This window comes from Nonomuraea zeae, from assembly GCF_005889725.1.
GTDB lineage: Bacteria > Actinomycetota > Actinomycetes > Streptosporangiales > Streptosporangiaceae > Nonomuraea > Nonomuraea zeae.
Map to the genome: position 1 here is coordinate 1 of NZ_VCKX01000571.1, position 3,035 is coordinate 3,035.

General features: G+C 69.9%; 2 protein-coding genes. One reads left to right on the forward strand and one right to left on the reverse strand.

Going from position 1 to position 3,035, the window contains the following annotated elements:
* On the reverse strand, positions 1-1,389 hold a 1,389-nt coding region (locus ETD85_RS61260; protein WP_240780163.1), incomplete at its 3' end, for a condensation domain-containing protein.
* Between the two features lie 316 nt (positions 1,390-1,705).
* Here ETD85_RS61260 and ETD85_RS61265 point away from each other — a divergent pair.
* On the forward strand, positions 1,706-2,905 hold the full coding sequence (locus tag ETD85_RS61265) for a cytochrome P450 (protein ID WP_138698935.1): 1,200 nt from the start codon (positions 1,706-1,708) through the stop codon (positions 2,903-2,905).
* Positions 2,906-3,035 lie beyond the last annotated feature (130 nt).

A 3,035-nucleotide genomic window follows, 5' to 3' on the forward strand; every position in this document is an offset into this window, starting at 1 on the left:
CTCCTCAAACAACCCCACCAACGACCCCGACCGCACCTCCGCACCCGTGTCGTTCCACTCCTCCACCACCCGGCGCCGTTCCTCGTCGTCGAGGAGTTCCGCCCCGCTGACACGGTCCTCGCCGGCGGCGCCCGCCAGCCAGCGCAGCATGCTCAGATACCGCCGCGACACGTCGGCCGCCGCGTCCAGGTCGTGCAGGTCCGGGTTCACATCGACGTTGACCTGCAGTCCCGACCGGTCATAGAGGTCGATCCGGATCCCGTTGACGGTCCCGGTCGACAGGTTGTGCGCGGTGATGGCGCAGTCGCCGAAGCGCAGGTCGTAGTCGAACGACATGACGTTCACCAGCAGCCCGCACAGCTCGCCCTCGGCGACCCGCAGGTCGGTGTGCATGTCCTCGTAGCGGTAGCGCTGGTGCCGCAGCCCTTCCCTGATCGCCTGGGCGGTCTGCCGGAGCAGGTCGGCGGCAGTGGTGCCGGGGTCGATGGTGAGACGCAGCGGCAGGATGTTCGAGGTCATGCCGGGGATCGCCATCTCCCGTCTGCCGGCGCGGGCGCGTACGGGGATGCCGATGACGACGTCCCGTTCCCCGGTCATCCGGTGCTGGTAGAGGGCCGCCGCGGCGATGGACAACCCGGCGAGGCTGGTCCGCAGGCGGCGCGCGGCCGTCTTCAGCCCGGCGGCCTCCGAGGGGGTGACGTCGTCGGTGTACCGGAGAGGGGCCTGCTGGGCACGGCGGATCCGGTTCGAGCCGCCGGCCGTCACGATCGGGAGGTCGGCGAGCCGGTCGAGCCAGTATTGGCGATCCTGCTCGAAGTCGGCGGACTCGCGGTAGGCCCGGTCGGCGTCGAACAGCACCGACACCGGCTCCACGGCCCCGTCCTCGGCCGGACGGCCCTCCAAGTACGCCGTGTACAGCTCCGCGCCCCGGGTCGCGATGAGCACGCCGCCCTGCCCGTCCATGGCGCAGTGGTGGACCGAGGAGTACCAGTAGACGAGGTCGTCGGCGAGCCGGATGAGCGCGGTGGCGGACAGGCTGCCGCCTTCGAGGTTCACGGGCCGGTGCAGGTCGGCGCGCATCCACTCCTCGGCGGCGGCGCGCGGGTCGGGCTCGGAGCTGACATCGATGACGGGTACGGGATAGTCGCGCGCGTCGTGCACGTACTGCAGGGGGACGCCGTCGATCACCCGGAAGCGCAGCCGGAAGGTCTCGACCTCTTCCAGCCGCCGGCGCGCCGCCCGTTCGAGCAGCGCGAGGTCGACTTCGCCGCGGATCTCCATGTACTCCGCGATGCGGAAGCTCCAGTTGTCCGGCGCGAATCGCTGGGCGTACCACATGGCGAGCTGGCCGGACATCAGTTCGCGGAGTTCGCCGTGAGCTGCAGCCATTCCGAAGCACCCCAATTCATTCGACACGCCGGCTGGACGGGCGGCCGTGCGCCAAGCCTTCTCCGGCCGGAAATCCGTTCACGTGCGCGCGCACAGCCAAATATCAAGGCGATGCAATTCGGGATTCGCGCGCCGCCCACTATGGCCCGGGGCCGGGCGCGGGATCAACGCCGCCGTTCAACTGCTTCACCGCCGCAGTTGTACGCCCCCGAGCGGCGTAAAAGGCACGCTTGACGGGCTGAGAAAGGCCCTGACACGGTAAGGCGTCCGGCGGTCGGCCGACCACCGGAAAGGAAAAAGAATGTGAGGCACCGGCATGGCGGAAATGTCAGCGCCGCCGCATATCAACCTGGTGGATCCCGCACTCTACTCACACGGCGACCCGTTCGCGCAATGGCGCTGGCTGCGCGAGCACGCGCCGGTCCATTGGCAGCCGCCGGCCGAGTTGCCCGGGTTCTGGTCGCTGACCCGCTATGACGACGTGCGCGCGGCGTACCGGGACGCGGAGACGTTCAGCTCGGCGCGGGGGATCTTGCTGCGCCCGGCCGAGCACGGCGCGGACCCGGGAGGCGGGCGGACGCTGGCGCTGACCGATCCGCCGCGGCACCGCCGGTTGCGGGCGCTGGTGGACGAGTGGTTCGCGGTCCGCTCGATCCGCGCGCTGGAGCCGGAGATGCGCGACATCACGCGCGGCGTGGTGGACCGGGCGCTCGAACGCGGCAGCGTCGACTTCGTGGCCGACGTCGCCGCCCGGGTACCCCTGTACGTGATCTGCCAGATGATGGGCGTCCCCGAACCGGACTGGGAGCACCTGTACGAGCTGACCAGCCAGGCGTTCGCCGCCGGCGACCCGCTCACCCGCAGGTTCGCCCACCTGGAGATCCTCGGCTACTTCGAGGCCCTGCAGGCGGACAAGGCCGCGAACCCGGCCGACGACCTGGTGAGCGTGCTGGCGACGGCGGAGGTGGACGGCGAGCGGCTCAGCCCGGACGACGTCATACTCAACTGCGACAACCTGCTGGTGGGCGGCACCGAGAACACGCGGATCGCGGCGGCCGGCGGCATGCTCACGTTCCTCGAGCACCCTGACCAGTGGCAGGCGCTCGCCGGCGACGCCGGCCTGCTGCCGTCGGCGGTGGAGGAGGTTCTGCGGTGGACGTCCACCGCCACTCACATCATGCGCACCGCGGTACGGCCGGTCGAGATCCACGGCCAGGCCGTCGAGCCCGGCGACAAGGTGGTGTTCTGGCTGCCGTCGGCCAACCGCGACGAGCGCGTCTTCGACGACCCGGACGCCTTCGACATACGGCGGCGCCCGAACCGGCACCTGGCTCTGGGCTTCGGCGAGCACTTCTGTCTCGGCAGCGTCCTGGCCCGGGTGGAGCTGCGCCTGCTGTACGGCGAGCTGCTCGACCGGTCGGTACGTGTCGAGCCGGACGGCGAGGCGAAGCTCCTGGACTCGATCGTGGTCAACGGCCCGGAACGCCTGCCGGTGCTCCTGAAGGCGGACCGCTAGCCCCAATGCCGGTTAGTTAGGGCTGGGTCTGGATCTGCGAGGCCCTTGGTGATCAAGACATGAGAACGGAGATCCGGTAGAACGGGTGATCTTCCCAAACCATCCGTCGTCCACTGGATCTCCGTTGAGT